21 protein-coding genes are annotated in these 18,511 nt (G+C 69.7%); 14 read left to right on the top strand and 7 right to left on the bottom strand.

From position 1 onward, the window contains the following. Window positions 1-24: 24 nt before the first annotated feature. Window positions 25-861: an endo alpha-1,4 polygalactosaminidase gene (locus tag JNUCC0626_RS11695; RefSeq protein ID WP_394619730.1), complete on the bottom strand. Its 837-nt coding sequence runs from the start codon at window positions 859-861 to the stop codon at window positions 25-27. A 175-nt stretch (window positions 862-1,036) separates the two neighbouring features. Here JNUCC0626_RS11695 and JNUCC0626_RS11690 point away from each other — a divergent pair, with 175 nt between their 5' ends. The 10 genes from JNUCC0626_RS11690 to JNUCC0626_RS11645 all read left to right on the top strand — a co-directional run bounded on the left by JNUCC0626_RS11690 (window position 1,037) and on the right by JNUCC0626_RS11645 (window position 10,463). After that, complete coding sequence (locus JNUCC0626_RS11690; RefSeq protein WP_394619729.1) at window positions 1,037-2,305, top strand: ABC transporter substrate-binding protein; 1,269 nt, start codon at window positions 1,037-1,039, stop codon at window positions 2,303-2,305. Continuing rightward, window positions 2,302-3,186 (top strand): carbohydrate ABC transporter permease, encoded by an 885-nt coding sequence (locus JNUCC0626_RS11685; RefSeq protein ID WP_394619728.1) that lies wholly within the window; start codon window positions 2,302-2,304, stop codon window positions 3,184-3,186. The genes JNUCC0626_RS11690 and JNUCC0626_RS11685 overlap by 4 nt, the downstream gene beginning before the upstream one ends. Then, entirely contained in the window at window positions 3,183-3,989 is an 807-nt protein-coding gene (locus tag JNUCC0626_RS11680) for a carbohydrate ABC transporter permease (protein ID WP_394619727.1), read from the top strand. The genes JNUCC0626_RS11685 and JNUCC0626_RS11680 overlap by 4 nt, the downstream gene beginning before the upstream one ends. Before the next feature lie 23 nt (window positions 3,990-4,012). Continuing rightward, entirely contained in the window at window positions 4,013-4,915 is a 903-nt protein-coding gene (locus JNUCC0626_RS11675) for an SIS domain-containing protein (protein WP_394619726.1), read from the top strand. Further along, complete coding sequence (locus JNUCC0626_RS11670) at window positions 4,912-5,781, top strand: 1-phosphofructokinase family hexose kinase (protein ID WP_394619725.1); 870 nt, start codon at window positions 4,912-4,914, stop codon at window positions 5,779-5,781. The genes JNUCC0626_RS11675 and JNUCC0626_RS11670 overlap by 4 nt, the downstream gene beginning before the upstream one ends. 14 nt (window positions 5,782-5,795) lie before the next feature. Continuing rightward, window positions 5,796-6,617, top strand: coding sequence for a class II fructose-bisphosphate aldolase (locus tag JNUCC0626_RS11665; protein ID WP_394619724.1), 822 nt, complete (start codon window positions 5,796-5,798; stop codon window positions 6,615-6,617). A gap of 3 nt (window positions 6,618-6,620) precedes the next feature. Then, window positions 6,621-7,895 (top strand): alpha-glucosidase/alpha-galactosidase, encoded by a 1,275-nt coding sequence (locus JNUCC0626_RS11660; RefSeq protein ID WP_394619723.1) that lies wholly within the window; start codon window positions 6,621-6,623, stop codon window positions 7,893-7,895. Continuing rightward, window positions 7,895-8,815, top strand: a complete 921-nt coding sequence (locus JNUCC0626_RS11655; protein WP_394619722.1) for a carbohydrate kinase family protein — start codon at window positions 7,895-7,897, stop codon at window positions 8,813-8,815. The genes JNUCC0626_RS11660 and JNUCC0626_RS11655 overlap by 1 nt, the downstream gene beginning before the upstream one ends. Before the next feature lie 53 nt (window positions 8,816-8,868). Beyond that, window positions 8,869-9,627 carry a DeoR/GlpR family DNA-binding transcription regulator gene (locus tag JNUCC0626_RS11650; RefSeq protein ID WP_394619721.1) on the top strand — a complete coding sequence of 253 codons (759 nt, stop codon included), beginning with the start codon at window positions 8,869-8,871 and terminating at the stop codon, window positions 9,625-9,627. A gap of 68 nt (window positions 9,628-9,695) precedes the next feature. Continuing rightward, complete coding sequence (locus JNUCC0626_RS11645) at window positions 9,696-10,463, top strand: DinB family protein (protein WP_394619720.1); 768 nt, start codon at window positions 9,696-9,698, stop codon at window positions 10,461-10,463. A gap of 455 nt (window positions 10,464-10,918) precedes the next feature. On the opposite strand, the gene JNUCC0626_RS11640 is transcribed toward JNUCC0626_RS11645, so the two are convergent. Both JNUCC0626_RS11640 and JNUCC0626_RS11635 read right to left on the bottom strand, forming a co-directional pair. Further along, complete coding sequence (locus tag JNUCC0626_RS11640; protein ID WP_394619719.1) at window positions 10,919-11,344, bottom strand: nitroreductase family deazaflavin-dependent oxidoreductase; 426 nt, start codon at window positions 11,342-11,344, stop codon at window positions 10,919-10,921. A 1-nt stretch (window position 11,345) separates the two neighbouring features. Beyond that, entirely contained in the window at window positions 11,346-11,942 is a 597-nt protein-coding gene (locus tag JNUCC0626_RS11635) for a TetR/AcrR family transcriptional regulator (protein ID WP_394619718.1), read from the bottom strand. 40 nt (window positions 11,943-11,982) lie between these two features. On the opposite strand from JNUCC0626_RS11635, the gene JNUCC0626_RS11630 reads away from it, so the two are divergent. Both JNUCC0626_RS11630 and JNUCC0626_RS11625 read left to right on the top strand, forming a co-directional pair. Then, window positions 11,983-12,744: a class I SAM-dependent methyltransferase gene (locus JNUCC0626_RS11630; protein WP_394619717.1), complete on the top strand. Its 762-nt coding sequence runs from the start codon at window positions 11,983-11,985 to the stop codon at window positions 12,742-12,744. Between the two features lie 129 nt (window positions 12,745-12,873). After that, window positions 12,874-13,167, top strand: a complete 294-nt coding sequence (locus JNUCC0626_RS11625; protein ID WP_394619716.1) for a DUF4342 domain-containing protein — start codon at window positions 12,874-12,876, stop codon at window positions 13,165-13,167. 52 nt (window positions 13,168-13,219) lie between these two features. Here the strand turns inward: JNUCC0626_RS11625 and JNUCC0626_RS11620 are convergent, their stop codons facing one another. From JNUCC0626_RS11620 to JNUCC0626_RS11610, 3 genes are read right to left on the bottom strand one after another with little or no spacing between them, the layout of a single operon-like run. Beyond that, window positions 13,220-13,969 (bottom strand): IclR family transcriptional regulator, encoded by a 750-nt coding sequence (locus JNUCC0626_RS11620; RefSeq protein ID WP_394619715.1) that lies wholly within the window; start codon window positions 13,967-13,969, stop codon window positions 13,220-13,222. 37 nt (window positions 13,970-14,006) lie between these two features. After that, entirely contained in the window at window positions 14,007-14,384 is a 378-nt protein-coding gene (locus tag JNUCC0626_RS11615) for a PPOX class F420-dependent oxidoreductase (RefSeq protein ID WP_394619714.1), read from the bottom strand. Next, complete coding sequence (locus JNUCC0626_RS11610) at window positions 14,381-15,184, bottom strand: SDR family NAD(P)-dependent oxidoreductase (protein ID WP_394619713.1); 804 nt, start codon at window positions 15,182-15,184, stop codon at window positions 14,381-14,383. The genes JNUCC0626_RS11615 and JNUCC0626_RS11610 overlap by 4 nt, the downstream gene beginning before the upstream one ends. A 157-nt stretch (window positions 15,185-15,341) precedes the next feature. On the opposite strand from JNUCC0626_RS11610, the gene JNUCC0626_RS11605 reads away from it, so the two are divergent. Continuing rightward, entirely contained in the window at window positions 15,342-15,749 is a 408-nt protein-coding gene (locus tag JNUCC0626_RS11605) for a hypothetical protein (protein ID WP_394619712.1), read from the top strand. Here JNUCC0626_RS11605 and JNUCC0626_RS11600 read toward each other — a convergent pair. Continuing rightward, complete coding sequence (locus JNUCC0626_RS11600) at window positions 15,741-16,775, bottom strand: LacI family DNA-binding transcriptional regulator (protein WP_394619711.1); 1,035 nt, start codon at window positions 16,773-16,775, stop codon at window positions 15,741-15,743. The two genes, JNUCC0626_RS11605 and JNUCC0626_RS11600, sit on opposite strands and share 9 nt — an antisense overlap. A gap of 132 nt (window positions 16,776-16,907) precedes the next feature. On the opposite strand from JNUCC0626_RS11600, the gene JNUCC0626_RS11595 reads away from it, so the two are divergent. Further along, complete coding sequence (locus JNUCC0626_RS11595; protein ID WP_394619710.1) at window positions 16,908-18,497, top strand: glycoside hydrolase family 13 protein; 1,590 nt, start codon at window positions 16,908-16,910, stop codon at window positions 18,495-18,497. Window positions 18,498-18,511: the final 14 nt, after the last annotated feature.

Raw genomic sequence — 18,511 nt, 5'->3', positions numbered from 1 at the left:
GGAAGCCCACCCCGCTTCAGTTCGTCAGCAGTGGTCGAAGGCGTACGCGGAGTTGCCCGGCGCCACCAGGTAGCGGTCACGCAACGTCGTCGTGGCCGGGGTGTCCGGGTCGTTGCAGACGTCCTCGAACGTGCCGCGCAGGTCGTCGGTGTACTCGATGTCCATCACGTGGTCGCCGTAGACGTCGGAGTACGACGCGCACTCCTCCCAGCGGTGGCACTCCTCCGAGACGGCGAAGTCGAAGCCGACCTCGCTGCGGGCGCGGGCGGTCTGCTCGGCCGAGTTCTTCTGGCCGATCGCGAGGCCGCGGTTGTGCGTGCGGTCGGCGAGCAGCTTGGCGTAGGCCAGGTTGTTGTTGACGCTCAGCTTGCCCTTGGAGCGCAGGTAGGAGTCGAGGTTGTCGACCTCGACGGCCTTGAAGCCCTTGTTCGCGCAGGTGTCGATCGTCGCGCCGATGATCCCGGCGAGCTCGCTGCGCTTGGCCGAGGTCGAGGTGTCGAGCAGGAACTCGTCCGGCCAGTTCGGGTCGATGACCGGCTTGCCGTTGGAACCCTTGAGGATCAGGTGTCCCCGCTGGTTCAGCCAGACGTCGCGGTCGGCGGGCTGGGTCTGGAAGCCGTTGACGTAGCAGATCGAGTACATCCCGGACGCGGGTGAGGCCGTGCTGTCGCGCGTCACCAGGTTCACGCCCGACGGCGGGGTGTACGCGGCGCCGAGCTGGTAGTCGAGCACAGCGCCGGTGGGCGGCAGCTGGATCGCTGCGGGGCTCGCCGCGCTGGAGGTCAGCGGGGCGACCGCGCAAGCAGCCACGGCGAGGGCGGTGAGGACTGTTCCGGCGAGGGCGCGGGCAGGGGAGGTCATAGGCGCCAAATCTCCTTGATCGCTCAGGCTTACTGATTGGGTGTGAGCGACCGTACCGAGAATGTCCGAATCAGGCTAGGAAGCAATCTCAATCGGTCACGACTCTTGCGTGTTTGAGCGATTTCGGCTTAGTGTCCCCGACCACAGAGCCGGACCACCACGTGAGGGAGTCGACATGGCGCACGGCAGAGGGCTGAGTCGCCGCACGGTGCTGACGATGGGCGCCGCGCTGGTCATGACGGCCGCCTGCGGAACGGGGTCGAGCTCCGACGGCAAGGTGCGCGTGTGGCACGGCTACACCGACAAGGAAGCGTCCGCGCTCACCAAGCTCGCCGACCGCTGGAACACCACGCACCCGAACCAGCAGGTCGAGCTCGTCTTCAACGGCGGCAACGACAACGCGCTGCAGAAGACGCTGGCCTCGTTCGCCTCGGGCAACCCGCCGGAGGCCGCCTACCAGTACGGCTCCTCGATCACCGGCCTCACCGGCAGGCAGCAGACCCAGGACCTGACCGACCTGCTGCGCGGCGACAGCGCGTTCAACTGGGACGACCTGTTCCAGGCGGGCCGCGAGGCGTCGACCGTGGACGGCAAGATCTACGGCGTCCCGGCGCTCGTCGACAACCTCTCGCTGGTCTACAACAAGAAGTTGTTCGACGACGCCGGGATCGCGCACCCGACTGAGTCCTGGACCTGGGACGAGTTCCGGTCGGCGGCGCAGAAGCTGACCGGGGACGGCCGGTTCGGCTGGGCCTACGTCAACGACGGCACCGAGGACACGGTCTGGCGGTTCCTCGCGCTGCTCTGGCAGGCGGGCGGGGACCTGTTGTCGTCCGACGGCAAGAAGTCGGCGTTCGCGTCGGACGCCGGTGTCGCGGCCATGCAGTTGTTGAAGGACATGGCGGTCACGGACAAGTCGGTCTACCTCGACGCCGGTGACCAGCAGTACCTGAACCTGTTCAACTCCGGGCGCATCGGCATGCTCTGGACCGGGCCGTGGGACCTCGGCTCGATCAACGAGGACGTGTCGTACGGCGTGCAGTTCCTGCCGGGCAAGGTCAGCCACGCGACGATCGCGGGCCCCGACACGTTCGTCGTGTTCGGCGAGAACGGTCGCCAGAACGCCGTGCCGTTCCTGAAGTGGCTGCTGTCGGCGGAGATCCACCTCGAGTTCGCCATGGAGACCGGGCACCTGCCGATCCGGCAGTCCGAAGTGGACCTGGCCGGATACGCGGAGTTCGAGGCGAAGTACCCCGGTACCAAGGTGTTCGTCGACAACCTCTCGAAGAACGTCACGAAGGCGCGACCGAACATCCCGCAGTACCCGAAGATCTCGCAGGTGCTCGGCACGGCGGTGCAGTCGGTGCTGCTCGGGCAGGCCGAACCGCGGGCGGCCCTGGACCAGGCCCGCGGTGAGATCGACCAGGAGCTGGCGGGTTCATGACGTCCCGGAAAGCCGCCGACCACCTGTCGGGCTGGGGCTTCGCCGCTCCGGCCGTGGTGTTGATCGGCGTGTTCGGCCTGGTTCCCGTGGTGTGGTCGGCGGTGCTGTCGTTCCAGCACACCGACCTCACCTCGCCCGGCACGTTCGCGGGCGGCGAGAACTACGCGAAGCTCGTCGCCGACCCGTTGTTCTGGGACGCGGCCCGCCGGACGTTGATCTACGTCGTGCTGTTCGTGCCGGTGACGCTGGCCCTGGCGTTGCCGATCGCGGTCATGCTCAACCAGAAGATCCGCGGTGTTGTGCTGTACCGGCTCGCGGTGTCCGTGCCGCTGGTGACGTCGACGGTCGCGACCGGCATCATGTTCAGCTGGCTGGCGAACCCGCAGTTCGGGCTGGTCAACGCCGCGCTGGACGCTGTCGGCCTGCCGAAGCAGGGCTTCTTCGCCGACCCCGGCCAGGCGTTGTTCTCGGTCGTCGCGATGACGGTGTGGGGCTGGCTCGGGTTCGCGGTCATCATCTACCTGGCAGCGCTGCAGAACGTGCCGAAGGACCTGATCGAGGCGTCCAGTTTGGACGGTTGCGGTCGCGCCCGGTCGTTCTGGCACGTCGAACTGCCGCTGGTCGCGCCCGCCACCGGGTTCCTGCTGGTGTGGCTGACGATCAACGGGCTGCAGCTGTTCGACGCCGTCTACGTGACGACCAAGGGCGGGCCGCTGCGGGCGACCACCGTGCTGGTCTACCACCTCTACAACGAGGCGTTCGTGAGCTTCGACGGCGGCTACGCGGCGGCCATCGGCTGCGCGGTGTTCCTGGTGATCGGTGCGTTCACCCTCGTCCAGCTGCGGTTCAACCGCCGCACGTCCCACTACGAGGTCCGATGAGAAGGCCGAGCGCCCTGCACCTGATCCTGCTGCCGCTCTCGCTCGTGATGGTGACGCCGCTGGTGTGGATGATCCTCGTGTCGATCTCCACCCAGGAGGAGTCCCGCAGGTTCCCGCCGGGGCTGCCGAGCGGCATCGAGTGGGAGAACTACCTCGCCGCCGTGCAGGACGCGCCACTCGGTTCGTGGCTGTTCAACAGCTTCGTGGTGTCCGTGGTGTGTGTCGGCGGCAACCTGTTGTTGTGCTCGCTGGCCGGGTACGCGTTCGCGCGCATTCCGTTCATCGGGTCGAAGGTCGCGTTCGTGCTGATGCTGGCGACCCTGATGGTGCCGTTCCAGATCGTCATGCTGCCGTTGCTGATCATGATGCGGTCGTTGGGGTTGGTCGACACGCTCGGAGCGTTGATCGCGCCGAACCTGGCGACGGCGTTCGGGGTGTTCCTGATGCGGCAGTTCTTCACGACGTTGCCTCGTGAGCTGGAGGAGGCCGCGCGGATCGACGGCGCTTCTCGCCTGCGGACGTTGGTGCAGGTGCTGCTGCCGTTGATGCGGCCGACGCTGGCGACTTTGGCGGTGCTCACGTTCCTCCAGACCTGGAACGACTTCCTGTGGCCGTTGATCGCGGTGCAGAGCCCCGGCGTGATGACCGTCCAACTAGGACTTCAGTCGTTCCAGGGCGCGCACACCACGAACTGGCCCAAGCTCATGGCCGGCACGGTGCTCAGCCAGCTGCCCGTCCTGCTCGTCTTCTTCTTCGCCCAGCGGTTCTTCGTGCGGTCGGTGGCCGCAGCGGGCATCAAGTGACTGAACAACCAAAGGAATCCGCCATGCGCACTCAGCTGCACACCACCGAGGAGATCGCGTCCCAGCCCGCGTGCTGGCGCCGGGCGATCGCACTGGCTCTTGACCCGGACACCGTGGCTGCCCTGCCGTCGCCGGGTGAGCGCGTCGCGGTGATCGGCTGCGGCACGTCGTGGTTCATGGCCCAGGCCTACGCCCGGCTGCGCGAGGACGCGGGCCTGGGCGAGACGGACGCCTTCGCCGCCTCGGAGTTCCCGTTCGGCCGTGCCTACGACCGCGTGGTGGCGTTGACTCGTTCAGGGACCACGACCGAGGTGATCGACGTGGTGCGGCGGTTGTCGGAGGTGCCCACCACCGTGATCGTCGGGACGCCGGGCACGCCGGTGACCGCGCTGGCCGACCACGTGGTGGCGCTGGAGTTCGCCGACGAACGCTCGGTCGTGCAGACCCGGTTCGCGACGACCGCCCTCGTGCTGCTGCGCGCCCACCTCGGTGAACGCCTGGACCGTGCGGTGCTCGACGCCGAGCAGGCGCTGGCCGATCCGCTGGGGCCGGATCTGGTCGAGCGCAACCAGTTCACCTTCCTGGGCGGCGCGCCCTGGACTACCGGGCTGGCTTCCGAGGCGGCCTTGAAGATGCGTGAGGCTTCGTTGTCGTGGGCCGAGTCGTATCCGGCCGCCGAGTACCGGCACGGGCCGATCGCGATCACCGACGAGGGGTCGTTGGTGTGGTCTTTCGGGACGCCACCGGCCGGGTTGGACGCTGACGTCGCTGCTGTCGGGGGTCGGTGGGTCGCGCGCGACCGTGACCCGCTGGCCGAACTCGTGGCGGTGCACCGGTTGGCCGTGGAGGTCGCTCTGCTGCGCGGGCTCGACCCCGACGCGCCGCGCAACCTCACCCGGTCGGTCATCCTCGACGGCACGCCGTGAAGGCGTTGACGGTCACCCTGAACGCGGCTTTGGACGTCACCTACCGGGTTCGCGCGCTTGAACCTGGTGCCACGCATCGGGTTTCTTCGGTCGCGGTGCGGGCCGGGGGCAAGGGCGTGAACGTGGCGCGGGTGTTGCACGCGCTCGGGGTGTCCGTGGTCGCGACCGGGCTGGTGGGTGGGACGGCGGGGGAGTTGTTGTGCCACGACCTGGCCGGAGCCGGGGTTGCGCAAGCGATGTTCCCCATCGCGGGCGAGACGCGGCGGACGGTCGCCGTGGTGGGGGAGGGCGACGCGACGCTCTTCGCCGAGCCGGGGCCGGTGGTCACGGCTGAGGAGTGGACGGGTTTCGTGCGGCACTTCGCGGGGTTGGAGGCCGACGTCGTGGTGTTGTCGGGGTCGCTGCCGCAGGGAGTGCCCGGTGATGCCTACGCGACGCTGGTGTGGGCCTCGCGGGCACCGGTGGTGCTCGACGCGGACGGAGCGCCGCTCGCTCGGGGAGCCGCGGCGGGGCCTGCGGTGATCACGCCGAACCGCAAGGAGTTGGCCGCTGCGTCGTCCGACGTCGATCCGCTTTCTCTCGGTGCCCAAGCCGCCCTCGTCTCCGACGGCCCTCACGGCATGACCGCCCACACCCCCGACGGCGTCTGGACCGCGTCGCCACCTGAAGTCCTCCAAGGCAATCCCACCGGCGCCGGTGACGCCGCTGTCGCCGCCCTCGTCGCCAACTGGCACCTGCCGTGGCCCCAACGACTCGTCGAGGCCGTCGCGCTGTCCGCCGCGGCCGTGCGCGCCCCGCTCGCCGGCGACTTCGACCGCTCCTTCTACGACCAGCACCGGGCCACCATCGTGCCCAGACGACTCTGACGGGGACCAAGACCATGCCGTTGATCCAGCTCCGCGAGATCATCGACGGGCCCGCGCCGGTGCCCGCCTTCAACGTGATCCAGGTCGAGCACGCCGAGGCCATCGCCGCCGCTGCCGACGAGACAGGCGCGTCCGTGGTGCTCCAGATCAGCGAGAACGCCGTGCGCTACCACGGTTCGCTGAAGCCGATCGGGGTGGCCGCGCTGTCGGTGGCGGCGGGCGCGCGCACGCCGATCGCCGTGCACCTCGACCACGCCACGTCCGAGGACCTGGTGCGGGAGGCCGTGCGGCTCGGGTTCGGGTCGGTCATGTTCGACGCGTCCGCGTTGCCGCACGAGGAGAACGTCGAGCGCACGGCGGCGGTGGTACGGGAGTGTCACGACGCCGGGGTGGCCGTGGAAGCGGAACTCGGGGAGATCGGGGGCAAGGACGGCGTGCACGCGCCGGGGGTGCGCACCGATCCGCAGGACGCGGCGGCCTACGTGGCGGCGACGGGGGTCGACCTGCTAGCGGTGGCGGTCGGGTCGTCGCACGCGATGCTCACCCGGGACGCCGAGTTGGACTTCGAGTTGATCTCGTTGTTGCGGGACGCGGTGTCGGTGCCGTTGGTGTTGCACGGGTCGTCCGGGGTGGCGGACGAGAGTCTGGCGGCGGCGGTGCGGGCCGGCATGCGGAAGATCAACATCGCCACCCAGCTCAACAAGCACTTCACCGCGAGCGTGCGGACCGTGCTCGACGAGCAGCCGTCGCTCGTCGACCCCCGGCGCTACCTCGGTGCCGGTCGCGAGGCCATGTCCGCCGAGGTCGCTCGGCTCATCCGGGTACTGGAAGGCTGATCAATGTTCACCATCGCGTTCGTGGGCGCGGGTTCCGTCGAGTTCACCCGCCAGCTGCTCCGCGACGTCCTGTCGTTTCCCGAGTTGGCCGGGTGCACGATCTCGTTGCACGACATCGACTCCGAACGGCTGGAAGTCGCCGGGAAGCTGGCGCGGCTGGCCGGGGCGGCGAACGTGCGCACCTCACTCGAGCGCCGCGAGGCGTTGGAAGGGGCGGACGTCGTCGTCAACATGGTCGCGATCGGCGGGCATCAGGCGACGTTGAAGGACTTCGACGTGCCGGAGTCGTTCGGGCTGCGGCAGACCATCGGCGACACGCTCGGCATCGGCGGGATCTTCCGGGGGCTGCGCACGTTCCCGTTCCTGGACGGGCTGGCGGCGGACATCCTCGCCGTGTGCCCGGACGCGTGGCTGCTCAACTACACGAACCCGATGGCCATGAACATCCAGTACCTGGCGACCGTCGCGCCGAGGCTCAAGGTCGCGGGGTTGTGCCATTCGGTGCACTGGACGATCCACGACCTCAGCGCGCTGGTCGGGGTGCCGCCCGAGGAGGTCGACTTCCTGTCGGCCGGGGTGAACCACCAGGCGTGGATCCTGCGGTGGCAGCACGAAGGCCGTGACCTGTACCCGGCGCTGGACGCCGCGATCGCCGCCGATCCAGGGCTGGCCCGGCGGGTGCGCGTCGACCTGTACCGCCGGTTCGGCTTCTACCCGACGGAGACCAGCGAGCACTCGTCGGAGTACGTGCCGTGGTACCTCAAGCACGAGTCCGAAGTGGAGCGACTGCGGCTGCCGATCCGCGACTACGCGACGATCAGCGCGGAAAACGTGGCCACGTATGAGAAGACGCGAGATGCGCTTCGAGCTGGCGACGAGCCGCCACCGCTGACCGAGGACGCCGTCGAGTACGCGCCGCAGGTGATCCACAGCCTCGTCACCGGGCAGCGGCGGACGATCCAGGTCAACGTCGCGAACGACGGCCTGATCACCAACCTGCCCGCCGGAGCGGCGGTCGAGGTGCCCGCCACGCTCGACCGGCTGGGCGTGCACCCGCACCACGTCGGCGCGTTGCCACGGCAGCTCGCGGCGTTGAACCGCAGCTTCCTCAACGTGGTCGACCTGACCGTGGCCGCCGCCGTCGAGGGCAATCCTGATCACGTTCGACATGCGGCGTTGTGCGATCCGGCGACTGCCGCCGCGCTGACCGTCGGGCAGATCGACGACCTTGTGTCGGCGATGATGGCAGCGCACGGCGACCTGCTGCGGGGCGCGTGATGCTGGACCTCCTCGTCGTCGGGGACGCGAACCCGGACGTGCTCGTCTTCGGCGCGCCCGCCGTCCCGGCCTACGGACAGGCGGAAACGCTGGTGCAGCAAGGGGTGCTGGCGCTCGGGGGCTCGGCGGCGATCGTCGCGCACGGCGCCGCGCGGCTCGGGCTGTCCGTTGGACTGGCGGCGATGGTCGGACGGGATGCGGCCGGGGACTTCGTGCTGGACGAGCTGAAGTCTGCCGGTGTCGACATCAGTACGTGCATCAGACACGAGTCGTTGCCCACCGCGTTGACGGTCTGCCTCAACGAGTCCGGCGGTGACCGCGCGATCCTGACGGCACCGGGATGTCTGGGCGAGTTCGGCCCGGAGCACGTGCCGGACGTCGAGGCCCGGCACCTGCACGCGGCGTCGTACTTCCTCCAGCCGCGCCTGGCCGCCGGGTTGCCCGAGGTGTTCCGGCAGGCTCGGGGGAGTACCTCGCTCGACACCAACGACGACCCGTCCGGGAACTGGAAGGTGCAGCCAGAACTGTTGGGCCACTGCACTTTCGTGCTGCCCAACCGGGCCGAGGCGGCGGCGCTGACCGGCGCCGAGGACCCGCTGGCCGCACTCGCCGCCACCGGCGCCATCCCGGTCGTCAAGAACGGCGCCGACGGGTGCGTCGCGCTGTTCGGCGGCGAACGGATCACCGCCCGCCCACCCGTGCTGGCACCGGTGGACACCGTCGGCGCGGGCGACTCGTTCGACGCGGGCTTCCTCGCGGGCTGGCTGCGGGACTTCGACCTCGCCTTCGCGCTGGCCCTCGGTGCGGCCGCCGGGGCGTTGTCCACGCGCGGTGCCGGGGGAACGGCGACCCAGCCGACGTGGGCCGAGGCGTCGGCGCTGGCGCATCAGGTAGAGATAACGCGCAGGGCCGATGCGTGATTGGGCACCAAGTTCGCGTAAAGCGAGCAACATTCGTGCGCTATAGTGATCGGATGCGTCAAGAGCAGCGGCTCGCTGCCATCCTGGGTCAGCTGGCGGACACGGGCTCGGTCACCGTCACCGGGCTCGCCGAGACCCTGGACACGTCGGTCGCCTCGATCCGCCGCGACCTCCAGGCGTTGGAGGAGCAGAAGCTGCTCAAGCGAACCCACGGCGGCGCGGTGGCGGTCGAGGTCATCTACGAACTGCCGCTGCGCTACCGGGTCGGCCAGCAGGAGGAGAAGCGGCAGATAGCCGAGGCGGCCGCCAAGTTCGTGACCGAGGCCGTGCACTCCGTGGGCCTCAACGGCGGCACCACGACCACCGAACTCGCCCGCCTGCTCGCGACCACCAGGTCGTTGAAGGTCGTCACGAACGCCCTGAACATCGCCTCGGACCTGTGCTCGCGCCCCACGATCGACCTGGTGGTCACCGGCGGCGGCGTGCGCCCGGAGAGCTACGAGCTGGTGGGCCCGATCGCCGACCGGGCACTCGCCGGCATCAGCCTCGACCTGGTGTTCCTAGGCGTAGACGGCATCGACGGCCGCGCCGGCATCACCACGCACGACGAGGTAGAGGCCCAGACCGACCACTGCCTGCTGCGCACCGCCGCCCGCGTGGTCGTGCTCGCGGACGGCTCCAAGGTGGGCAAGCGGGCGTTCTCCCGCATCGCCGCCATCACCGACGTGCACGTGCTGATCACCGACTCCTCGGCGAACACCGAGGAGCTGGACCGGCTGCGGGCGGCGGGCGTCGAGGTCGTCGTCGCCTGAACTGCTCGGTGTCGAACACCGGACTGCCGAACCTGGCGCGGGCATGATGACTGAGCGAGACTGCGTCGATGGTTTCCGAATACGCCCAGAGCGACCAATTCCGCAGCGCTCGTTTCCACCTGTGCAACCTCGATGGTGTCGAGATCCGCGACTGCGACGTGACTGGTCTGAAGATCGTCGACAGCTACGGCAGCGACATCTACCTCGGTGGCTACTTCGAGCGCCTCGTCGTCAACGACGTCGACGTGACCGCCTACGTGGAGGCCGAACTCGACCGCCGGCACCCCGCCCGCGTGCTGGCGCGGGAGGCGGCTTCCCCCGAGGACTACCGGGCTGCTTGGGACGCCATCGAGACCCTGTGGGACGCAACCCTCGTTCGGGCGAGGCAGTTGCCCGAGGCCGCACTGCACGAGCAAGTCGGCGGCGAGTGGTCGTTCGTCGAGACGCAACGGCATCTGCTGTTCGCCAGCGATGCCTGGCTCGGCAACGCCGTGCTCGAGGAGGAAGCGCCCTACCACCCGTTGGGCTTCCCCGCCGGGGGGACGCCGCCGGAGGAGGCGGCGAAGCTTGGCCTCACCCTCGAAGCCACGCCGACGTTCGAGGAGGCGTTGGCGCCGCGGCTCGCCCGCATGGCCACGATGCGGCGTGTCGTCGACGGGCTCACCGCGGACGAACTCGACCGAGTGTGTGGCCGCAAGCCAGCGGACATGTATCCCGAGCAGGAGTACGTCGTGCGCCGGTGCCTCAAAGTTGTGCTGAAGGAAGAAGCCGAGCACCACCGGTACGCGGTGCGCGACCTGGCGGCACTTGAGGCAGCATTGCCTGCACGGCAGTAGTTCCTGCGTGGACTCCGACCAAGTGGCGACGCGGTGTGGCCGCGAATGGCCGCACGCTCATCGGCCGAAGCAGGCGTTCGGCTGACGAAACGTTGTTCGCGCCTGTGCCCACCGGCATCGTCGTGTGGCGCTTAGGTCGGCAAGCGGCGGTAGGACGCCATGTGGTCGGCTGGAGGATCTTGACGCGTGAGGTGACAAAGGCATCGCTGCACGAGGTGGTCACGATCCAGCTGCTGTACTGGTCGAGGTCGAACTCGCAGTACCGCAAGCAATCGACCGAACAGCGTCCACTCGTCATCGGACAGCCACCCAGCACCACTCGTCATGCGATCAGCCGAGGATGTTGCCCTGCGAGCGAAGGCCACCTCAGCCACTGAGCGGCGCTACCGGGCTGAAGCTGAGCGACTACCTGGCGGGGCTGTCTCGGCCCTGGTGAGCGGGACAGCCCCAGGCCGTCACTTCGGGTCGAGCACGAACAGCGGGATCAGCCGGTCGGTCTTCTCCTGGTACTCCGCGTAGTTCGGGAAGGCGTTGACGGCGCGTTCCCACCACTGCGCGCGCTCGGCGCCGTCGGCCTCGCGGGCGACGTAGTGCTTCGGCTCGGCGCCGTCCTGCAGCACGATCTCCGGGTGCGCCTTGATGCCGTGGTACCAGGCCGGGTGCTCCGGCGCGCCGCCCTTGGACGCCACTACCGCGTAGCTGCCCTCGTGCTCGACGCGCATGACCGGTGTGTAGCGGAGCTTGCCGCTCTTCGCGCCGCGCACGGTCAGGAGCACGATCGGGCGGCCGAGCACCTTCACGCCCTCGGTCGTCCCGGTTTCCAGGATCTTCTTGGTCTGGTCGTGCACCCATCCGGTGGGGCTGAGCTCTACGTCTGCCATGTCAGTGATCAACGTCTCGGGTCCCGGCCGCATTCCCGGAAAGGAGCGACGTCACCACCTTGTGCACCGCCTCGGGTGCGGTGTCGCTCTTCTCGGTGAACTTGAGGTGCGCGGCGCCGATCAACGTCGGCGCGAGCGTCTCGACGTCGGCGTCCGCCGCGATGCGGCCCGCTGCGCGCTCGGACCTGAGGTAGTCGGCGATCATCGCGGTGTACTCGCCTACGAGGGGGAGGTGTGCGGTACCGGCCGCACGGAGTCGCCTACGCAGTTCGTCTCGGGCGATGACCAGCACGATGATCGACACCATCACCGGTTCGAAGCCCTTGACCAGGGCGTTCGTGAGGTTGTCGGCGACGGAACCGGTGGCGTCGCGCAGGTCGGCGGCCTGTGCCTCGATCTGGGTGATGCGGTCCAGCACGAGTTCGGTGAGGAAGCCGTCGAAGTCGGTGAAGTGCCGGTGCAGGACGCCCTTGGCGACTCCGGCCTCGGTCGTGACGGACCTGCTGGTCAGCTCGCTCGGGCCGTCCCGCAGCAGGACCCGTGCGGCCGCGTCGAACAACTGCCGGCGCGCGTCGTGCAGCGCCACTCCGGTGGGCAAGGCTTCTCCTTAGTGGGCACTTGCCCACTAGGGTGGGCGCATGGTCACTTTACCGCCGCACAGTCACCGCGCGGTGGCGGAGTCGTTCGGCATCGACCCCGCCCGCTACGACCGCACCCGTGCCGCCTATCCCGAGGCGTTGCTCGACCGCCTGCCTGGCCACGAGTTTCTCGACGTCGGCTGTGGGACCGGCATCGTCGCTCGCCAGTTGCTGGCGCGTGGTCACGTTGTCCTCGGCGTCGAACCGGACGCGCGGATGGCCGAGTTCGCGACGGGCACTGGCGTCGACGTCGAGGTCGGCACCTTCAAGGAGTGGGAACCGGCCGGGCGCACGTTCGACGCCGTGGTCTCCGGTACCGCCTGGCACTGGATCGACCCCGTCGCGGGCGCCCGGAAAGCCGCCCGGGTCCTTCGTTCGGGAGGCGTGCTGGCGCCGTTCGGGCACGTCTACGAACTCCCCGAAGCTGCTGCCGCGGCACTGGCCACGGCGTTCCGGCGACTTGCCCCCGACTCGCCGATCGTGCCGCGAACGTCCATGTTGGACGCCTACCAGGGGTTGTACGTCCGGGCTGCGGACGGAATTCGCGAGGCGGGCGGCTTCGGTGAACCCGAGATCTGGCGCCACGACTGGGAACGCACCTACACCCGTGCCGAACTCCTCGACCTGATCCCGACCTCCGGCGGCCTGACGATGCTGCCACCGTCTGATGTGGACGCGGTGCTCGCGGTGGTGGGTGCCGAGATCGGTGACGAGGTGACCCTGAGGTACGCCACCTGGGGTCTCACCGCGACCAGGCGCTGACCGTTCGGGCAGATCCGCCTGGGGTCTGAGGGGGATATCAGGCGATCGTCAGGGGAAACCCTGATGCCGCAGGTGACCGAACGCGGGCACTCTGTAGTTGTCAGGGACAACCGCAGTTCTAGGAGAGTCATGAGCGAACCCAAGCCCGAGTCCGCCCGTTCCGCCGTCGACTCGGTGGTCGACGCCGTTCGTGGGCTGGTCAGCGAGGGCATCAACCGCCGCGTGGTCGTGCGTGACAGCAAGGACGACGTGGTTCTGGAGGTGCCGGTGGCTCTCGGCGTCGTCGCGGCGCTGGCGGCCCCGGTGGCCACGACGATCGGTGCCGGTCTCGCGTTGGTGAGCAAGTGCGGCATCAAGTTGGAGAACCGCGAGGAGCCCGCCGCGCAGGCGCCGGCGACCACCGTGGAGTCCGAGCGCATCTGAGTGTGCTGAACCGCCGCGGCCGGAGGGACGACCCTCCGGCCGCGGCGACGTTTCAGGGCACCTGGTCGTGCAGGATCGCCCGCAGCCGCGCCATCTCGTCGACGAGCGTGCGACCGGCCGCGTCCCGTTCCCGGCGCCCGAACCGGGCCTCGGGGGCACGCACGCTGTAAGCCGCGAGCTCGTCACCCGCCCACGGCAGCGGCGCGGCGATCTCCCCGGCGCTGATCGTGTACCCGCGTTCCCGGCTGGCCCGCAGGTCGGCGAGCAACGCGTCGGCCCCGCCGGGCGGTGCGGGCACGTCCGGATCGTCGAGCAGGGCGCGGATCTCGTTTTCTGCCAGGTGGAGCAGCAGTGCCTTGCCCGCTGCGCCGCGGGTGAGCGGGAAGTCGGCGCCAATGCCGGCCTCGACGCTCTCGGGGCGCGCGATCTCCTGCGTGCAGGTGCACCGGTTGCCGAGGCGCCAGTAGATCGCGACGGTCTCGCCGGTGAGCGCGCGCAGCCGGACGAGGCTCGTCTGCGTATGGGCCACGAGAGCGTCGCGGTGCAGCATGACCCCTGCCAGCCGCAGGATCTCCGGACCGGGACCGTAGGCGCGGGTCGTCCGGTGGAAGACGAGGAAGTTCTCCGCCTCCAACGCGCGCAGCAACCGGTAGGCCGTGGGCACCGAGTAACCGAACAGGTCCGCGACCTCGGGTCCGGTGAGCGTGGGCCTGTCGGCGGTGAACGCGTGCAGGATCGACAAGGCCCGGAACACGCTCTGGGTACCGCTCACCGCGGGCTCGTCGGTCACGCGTTTTTCCACGCGCCGATTCTGGACGGGTGGCGGTGCGGACGCGACCTCAGAACGTCACCTCGACGCCGACCCACGGATCTTTCTTGCGGCGCAGCGCGTACCACGCGCGGGCGAGCCGGGCGAGCGGCGTCTTGCGCGCCATCAATCGGTAGGCCCGTTCTGTCTCGTCGCGGTCCAGGATCCGGCCGGTGCCGTGGAGGTGCTGGGCGCCTGCGGGAATACGGCCGGCCGAGTCGCACGGCGCCACGACCACGCGTGAGTTGGCGCGCAGCCGCTTGAGCTTGCCCGTGTTCGCGTAGCTGAGCACGTAGAGCTTGCCGGCGTCGACCACGCCGCCGACGGGCGTCGCCACGGGCGTGCCGTCTCTGCGGAAGGTGGTGAGGCTGACGTTGCTGCTCTTCGCGATGGTGTCGAGCGCGGTCATGGGGTGCCTGCCGGGAGGTCGAAGGTGATGCCGGTCTGCTCCTCGGACCACGTCCAGATCCGTTCGGCCTGGACGGGATCCTTGCTGACCTGAGGAGGACGCACGGGGACGGGAACGCCTGCGGTGCCGAACTTCGGACCGTAGTAGAAGCCGCCGAGCGCATGCGGGTCGCTCGCCGCGCGCACGGCGGGCCGGGCTCCGCGATCCTTGTCCTGGATCGGCCACGGCAGGGGCATGCCCTCGACCGCGAGACCGGGGTGCGCGGCCAGCGACCGCACGCCCGCGCCCACGGCCCGCAACCGCCGGTCGAGTTCGAACGCGAACAACAGCACGGCGTGCTTCGACCGCGCATAGGCCTTCTGTCGAGAGTAGCGCTGCTCGTCGGGGTCGAAGGCGAACGCCTTGGTCATGATGCTGCCGATCGACACCACGCGGCTGCCCGGAGTCGCGGTGAGTGCCGGCATCGCCAGCGCGGTGAGCGCGAAGTGGCCGAGGTGGTTGGTGCCCATCGCGAGCTCGAACCCCTGCTCGGTGGTGAGCCGTTGTTTGCCCGCGTTGGTGCCCGCGTTCAGGATCAGACCGTCCAGGCGGGGCAGTGCCGACAGTTCGGTCGCGGCGGCCGCGACGGAGTCCAGGTCCGCCAGGTCCAGCCAGATCGCTGCCTCCCCGGCGTCGCGGGAGAGGACGAGCACGTCGGCTCCGGCGTCGGCGAGCCGGCGCACGATGAAGCGTCCGATGCCGGCGTTGCCACCGGTGACGGCGTAGGTGCGGCCGCTCAGATCGGGTGGTTCCCAGGTCATGACGCGAGTGAACGGGCGGGCGACGGGCCTGTCAAAGCTCGATCACATGATGATTGGGGGGCCTTCGCCGGTTCACGTCGTGATCGGGGATCGGCGGTGCGTGCACAGCATGACAAGTCTTTGGGGGCAGCGGAAACCGTGACTAGCGTGCGTCCACATGAGACCGTTGCGGGAGTACCGCGTCGCCGACTGGACCGTCGCCGTGGCCGGCGTGATCGCCTTCGGGCTCGGCGTGCTGGGCCTGGTGGATCAGGACAGTCAGCTGAGCGCCGTCGGCCTGGACCCGGCCGCGCACCCTGCCGCCGATCCGTTGCGCGTCACCATGACCAGCGCCTCCGTGGCTGCTCTCAACACCGGGGCGGTGTACGTGCTGGGGGTCGCGCAGGGCTGGCGGTGGCTGCCCGCCCTGACCGTAGCCACCCGCACCGCGCAGGCCGCCGGGTTCCTCGTCATGATCGCTACCGGGGTGGCGCCGGTGTCGTACGTCGGGGCGGCGGTGTGGGAGGCGGCGGGGGCGGTGATCACGGCCGGTGCCTTGCTGTGGGAGCGGCGGAAGTCAGCGTGACGGGGCCGTCGAGCCTCGTTCCACCAGGCGCACGTCCAGGACCAGGGGGTCGGCCGGGCGGTCGCCGCCGTCGATGAGGGTGAGCAGGCGGTCGACGGCGTGGGTGGCCTTGCCGACGATGTCCTGCGCGATGGTGGTCAGCTTCGGCGTGATGTACGCGCTGATGTCGAGGTCGTCGAAGCCCACCACCGACACCTGGCCGGGCACGCTCACCCCGGCCTGGAGCATGCCCTCGATGATGCCGATCGCCAGGATGTCGGCGGTGGCGAACACGGCGGTGGCGTCCGGGTGGGTGTCGAGCCAGCGCCGGCCGAGGGCGACGCCGTTCTCGTGCGTGGTGTTGAGAGTCTCGATCGGACAGTCCGCAGTGGACGCACCGGCTTCCTCGAAGGCCTTCTGGAAGCCCAGGAAGCGTTCGTGCACGACACCGACGTCCGTGAAGGACGGGCCCGCGAAGACGATCCGGCGGTGGCCCAGGGACAGCAGGTGCGCGGCGGCCAGGCGGGCGCCGGTGAAGTCGTCGGACCGCACGCCCGTGGTCAGCGGGTTGGGTGCGTAGCTGTCGATCGCGAGGACCGGGGTCGCGCCGGTGACCTGGCGGCGCAGGTCGGCGATCTCCTCGTCCAGGAACCCCAGCAGCACCGCGCCGTCGAGGCTCCACGAGCGCAGCGCCTCGCCGATCTCGGACGTGTCGGCGACGCCCCGCAGCAGCAGGTGGTAGCCGCGCTTGCGCAGGCGTCGCTCTATCTGGCCGATGATCGCGATGTTGTGCGGGCTGATCGCGAGGCTGTCCTCGCTGGCCGCGGGCACCAGTAGACCGACCAGGCGGGACTGGTTCGCGGCGAGGCTGCGGGCCGACGCGCTCGGGACGTAACCCCGTTCGTCGATGATCCGGCGCACCCGTTCCACGGTGTCGGCCGAGACGCGCGCGCTCTTGCCGTTGATCACGTTGGACACCGTCATCACGCTGACGCCGGCCGCTTCGGCGATGTCCTTCAAGGTGACCCGCAAGAGCTGCCCCTCCATTTCCGTCGTTGACACCTTCCGTGCCGCAGGCTAGCTTTCCACACCACGATGATTTAGCGCTATACCTACTCTGATCAGCGATGATCGGCACGGTGTCGCGCGCCTCAACTCCGAACGAGGGGACTCGCAGCCGTGACGACGGACCCGCCCTGGTGGCGCACCGCGGTCATCTACCAGATCTATCCGCGCAGCTTCGCCGACGCGAACGGCGACGGCGTCGGTGACCTCGCCGGGGTGCGGGCGCGGCTCGGGCACCTGCGCGACCTCGGCGTGGACGCCATCTGGTTCACGCCCTGGTACCTCTCGCCGATGGCCGACGGCGGCTACGACGTGGCCGACTACCGCGCCATCGACCCCGCCTTCGGCACGCTCGCCGACGCCGAGGCGCTCATCGCCGACGCCAAGGCGCTGGGCATCCGCACGATCGTCGACGTGGTGCCGAACCACGTCTCCAGCGACCACGTGTGGTTCCAGGCCGCGCTGGCCACCGGGCCGGGCTCGCCCGAACGCGAGCGCTTCTGGTTCCGCGACGGCGACGCACCCCCGACGAACTGGCGTTCCAGCTTCGCGGGCGGCACCTGGACCCAGGTCGCGGACGGCCAGTGGTACCTGCACCTGTTCGCCCCCGAGCAGCCCGACCTCAACTGGAACCACCCCGACGTGCGCCGCGAACACGAGGACGTGCTGCGCTTCTGGTTCGACCGCGGCGTCGCGGGCATCCGCGTCGACTCGGCGTCCATGCCGGTCAAGGATCCCGCGCTGCCCGAGGTGCCGGAGACGCACGCCGACGGCGGGCACCCGTTCATCGACCGCGACGAACTCCACGACATCTACCGCGGCTGGCGTGCCGTCGCCGACTCCTACGCCGAACCGCGTGTGCTCGTCGGTGAGGTGTGGCTGGACGACCAGAAGCGCTTCGCCCGCTACCTGCGCCCCGACGAGATGCACTCGGCGTTCAACTTCGACTTCATGGGCCGTCCCTGGGACGCCAAGGAACTGCGCGACTCGATCTCGTCCACTTTGGACGCGCACGCCCCGGTCGGCGCGCCCGCCACGTGGGTGCTGTCCAACCACGACGTGACGCGGCCGGTGACGCGGTACGGGCGTGCCGAGACGTCGTTCTCGTTCCTGGCCAAGCGGTTCGGGCAACCGACCGATCTGGAGCTGGGGGAGCGGCGGGCGCGGGCGGCGGCGTTGCTGACGGCGGCGTTGCCCGGCGCGCTGTACCTGTACCAGGGCGACGAGCTGGGGTTGCCCGAGGTCGAGGACCTGCCCCTGGAGGTGTTGCAGGACCCGATGCACTTCCGTTCCGAGGGCGTCGACCCCGGTCGCGACGGGTGCCGCGTGCCCTTGCCGTGGACGCGGGAGGGGCGGTCGTACGGGTTCGGGCCTGAGGACGGTTCGCCGACGTGGCTGCCGCAGCCGGACGGGTGGGGGAGCCGGTCGGTCGAGGCCCAGCAGGGCGATCCGGGCTCGATGCTGGCGCTGTACCGGGCCGCGCTGGGGGTGCGGCGGGCCGAGGAAGGGCTGCGTGGGGAGTCGTTCGAGTGGGTGGACCTGGGGCCGGACGCGCTCGCCTTCCGCCGCGGTGACGTGGTGTGCGTGGTCAACTTCGGGCCCGAGCCGCTCGCCCTGCCCGCACACCAGGAGTTGTTGCTCACCAGCACGCCGCTCACGAACAACCTCTTGCACACCGACGCGGCCGCGTGGCTCCGCGCGTAGTCCCCCAGGAGAGA

Source organism: Lentzea sp. JNUCC 0626 (assembly GCF_043632865.1).
In the GTDB taxonomy this organism is placed as follows: Bacteria; Actinomycetota; Actinomycetes; order Mycobacteriales; family Pseudonocardiaceae; genus Lentzea.
This window is presented reverse-complemented; position numbering and strand designations above follow the sequence as displayed.

Coding starts and splice junctions, on each gene's coding strand:
- JNUCC0626_RS11660 (WP_394619723.1), top strand. CDS start 6,621: ATGTTCACCATCGCGTTCGTGGGCGCGGGTTCCGTCGAGTTCACCCGC.
- JNUCC0626_RS11625 (WP_394619716.1), top strand. CDS start 12,874: ATGAGCGAACCCAAGCCCGAGTCCGCCCGTTCCGCCGTCGACTCGGTG.
- JNUCC0626_RS11695 (WP_394619730.1), bottom strand. CDS start 861: ATGACCTCCCCTGCCCGCGCCCTCGCCGGAACAGTCCTCACCGCCCTC.
- JNUCC0626_RS11630 (WP_394619717.1), top strand. CDS start 11,983: ATGGTCACTTTACCGCCGCACAGTCACCGCGCGGTGGCGGAGTCGTTC.
- JNUCC0626_RS11640 (WP_394619719.1), bottom strand. CDS start 11,344: ATGGCAGACGTAGAGCTCAGCCCCACCGGATGGGTGCACGACCAGACC.
- JNUCC0626_RS11685 (WP_394619728.1), top strand. CDS start 2,302: ATGACGTCCCGGAAAGCCGCCGACCACCTGTCGGGCTGGGGCTTCGCC.
- JNUCC0626_RS11605 (WP_394619712.1), top strand. CDS start 15,342: ATGAGACCGTTGCGGGAGTACCGCGTCGCCGACTGGACCGTCGCCGTG.
- JNUCC0626_RS11675 (WP_394619726.1), top strand. CDS start 4,013: ATGCGCACTCAGCTGCACACCACCGAGGAGATCGCGTCCCAGCCCGCG.
- JNUCC0626_RS11610 (WP_394619713.1), bottom strand. CDS start 15,184: ATGACCTGGGAACCACCCGATCTGAGCGGCCGCACCTACGCCGTCACC.
- JNUCC0626_RS11665 (WP_394619724.1), top strand. CDS start 5,796: ATGCCGTTGATCCAGCTCCGCGAGATCATCGACGGGCCCGCGCCGGTG.
- JNUCC0626_RS11650 (WP_394619721.1), top strand. CDS start 8,869: ATGCGTCAAGAGCAGCGGCTCGCTGCCATCCTGGGTCAGCTGGCGGAC.
- JNUCC0626_RS11655 (WP_394619722.1), top strand. CDS start 7,895: ATGCTGGACCTCCTCGTCGTCGGGGACGCGAACCCGGACGTGCTCGTC.
- JNUCC0626_RS11645 (WP_394619720.1), top strand. CDS start 9,696: ATGGTTTCCGAATACGCCCAGAGCGACCAATTCCGCAGCGCTCGTTTC.
- JNUCC0626_RS11680 (WP_394619727.1), top strand. CDS start 3,183: ATGAGAAGGCCGAGCGCCCTGCACCTGATCCTGCTGCCGCTCTCGCTC.
- JNUCC0626_RS11690 (WP_394619729.1), top strand. CDS start 1,037: ATGGCGCACGGCAGAGGGCTGAGTCGCCGCACGGTGCTGACGATGGGC.
- JNUCC0626_RS11600 (WP_394619711.1), bottom strand. CDS start 16,775: ATGGAGGGGCAGCTCTTGCGGGTCACCTTGAAGGACATCGCCGAAGCG.
- JNUCC0626_RS11615 (WP_394619714.1), bottom strand. CDS start 14,384: ATGACCGCGCTCGACACCATCGCGAAGAGCAGCAACGTCAGCCTCACC.